This is a genomic window from Amnimonas aquatica, from assembly GCF_002943415.1.
Taxonomy (GTDB): domain Bacteria; phylum Pseudomonadota; class Gammaproteobacteria; order Pseudomonadales; family Moraxellaceae; genus Perlucidibaca; species Perlucidibaca aquatica_A.
Genome location: NZ_PTQZ01000292.1, coordinates 1 through 1649, shown reverse-complemented (window position 1 = coordinate 1649; position 1649 = coordinate 1). Strand labels below are relative to the sequence as shown.

The 1649-nt window shown below is 69.4% G+C and carries 3 protein-coding genes; all 3 read left to right on the top strand.

Features of this window, described 5'->3' with window-relative positions:
• Window positions 1-102 precede the first annotated feature (102 nt).
• On the top strand, window positions 103-825 hold the full coding sequence (locus C5O18_RS09225; RefSeq protein WP_105193323.1) for an NAD(P)H-binding protein: 723 nt from the start codon (window positions 103-105) through the stop codon (window positions 823-825).
• 34 nt (window positions 826-859) lie between these two features.
• Window positions 860-1339 (top strand): ribonuclease E activity regulator RraA, encoded by a 480-nt coding sequence (gene rraA, locus C5O18_RS09220; RefSeq protein WP_105193322.1) that lies wholly within the window; start codon window positions 860-862, stop codon window positions 1337-1339.
• Between the two features lie 77 nt (window positions 1340-1416).
• On the top strand, window positions 1417-1649 hold a 233-nt coding region (locus tag C5O18_RS09215), incomplete at its 3' end, for a YnfA family protein (protein WP_105193320.1).

The following is a 1649-nucleotide window of genomic DNA, read 5'->3' as shown; positions in this document are numbered from 1 at the left end:
CGGGGTGGCAGCGGGCATCATGGTGAAATTGTGGCACGAAATTGTGGCGAAGGGGGCGGGCGCGGTAGAGTCGCGCATCAGTCCCGGTTCCGGAGTCTCCCCATGCCGTCCGCGCAGCCCGCAGCACCCACGCCGCCAGCCTCCGCGCGGCGCGTCCTGATCGCCGGCGCCTCCGGCTTCATCGGTCGCGAACTGCTGGACCTGCTGCTGGCTGACCCCACGGTGGCCGAGGTGCACGCGCTGGTGCGCCGCCCGCTGCCGCTGCGGCACGAGCGCCTGCACCAGCACAGCGTCGACTTCGCGCGGCTGGATGACGCGCTGCCGCAGCTGCACGCGGACACAGCCTTCTGCTGCCTGGGCACGACCATTCGCGTAGCCGGCAGCCAGGCCGCCTTCCGCGCCGTCGACCAGGATGCCGTGCTGGCCTTCGCGGCGCTGGCCCGCCGCGCCGGCGTCCGCCACTTCCTGAGCGTCAGCGCCATTGGCGCCAGTGTCTCGTCGCCGAGCTTCTACAGCCGCGTCAAGGGCGAGGTCGAGCAGTCCCTGCGCGATGCCGGCTTCCCGAGCCTTAGCCTGTTCCAGCCCTCGCTGCTGCTGGGCGCGCGCGATGAATTCCGCTTCGGCGAGCGCGTGGCGCAGGTCCTCTCCGTGCCGTTCGGCCCGCTCATGGCCGGCCCGCTGGCGCCGTACCGGCCCATTCCCGGCAGCGTGGTCGCGCAGGCCATGGCCGCCGCTGCCCGCCAGCCTGCTGCCGGCGACGGTGGCGACAGCAGTGGCGTGCGCGTGCTGACCTGGCGCGACATGCAGCGGCTCGCCGGCGGCTGAACCTTTTTCTTCCCCATGAACCAGGAGTAATGCCATGTCTTTCGTGACCTGCGATCTGTGCGATGACCACCCGGAGCTGGTGCGTGTCTGCGAGCCCATGTTCGTGAACTTCGGCGGCCGTTCCGCCTTCGGCGGCCAGATCGTCACCGTGAAGTGCTTCGAGGACAACTCGCGGGTCAAGGAACTGCTGGCCACGCCGGGCGAAGGCCGCGTGCTGGTGGTGGATGGCGGCGGCTCGCTGCGCTGCGCGCTGCTCGGCGACCTGATCGGCGAAAGCGCCGTGAAGCAGGGCTGGTCGGGCGTGATCGTCTACGGCTGCGTGCGCGATGTCGATGCCCTCGGCGAGCTCGACCTGGGCGTGCAGGCGCTGGCCTCGATCCCGCTCAAGAGCGTGCGCAAGGGCGTGGGCGAAGTCGACCTGCCGGTGACCTTCGGCGGCATCACCTTCACGCCGGGCGAGTATGTTTATGCCGATAACAACGGCGTGATCGTGGCGAGCAAGGCACTGATCTGATCGCGGTGGCGGGTAGCCGTCCGGAGCTGGCTCCGGACGACTGCGAGTGCCGGATCAGGTCAGTTTGGGAGAGTGGTGTGAGTATTCTGCTGTTCGGTAAAACCTTCGGGTTGTTCGTGGTCACGGCGCTGGCCGAAATCATCGGCTGCTTCCTGCCCTACCTGTGGCTGAAGAAGCAGGGCTCTCCGTGGTTGCTGCTGCCGGCCGCCGCCAGCCTGGCGCTGTTCGCCTGGCTGCTGACCCTGCACCCGGCCGCCAGCGGCCGGGTCTACGCCGCCTACGGCGGGGTCTATGTCGCGGTGGCGTTGCT

Bases quoted from the DNA above. Each gene is read 5' to 3' on its own strand.
- C5O18_RS09225 (WP_105193323.1), top strand. From the start codon at position 103: ATGCCGTCCGCGCAGCCCGCAGCACCCACGCCGCCAGCCTCCGCGCGG.
- rraA (WP_105193322.1), top strand. From the start codon at position 860: ATGTCTTTCGTGACCTGCGATCTGTGCGATGACCACCCGGAGCTGGTG.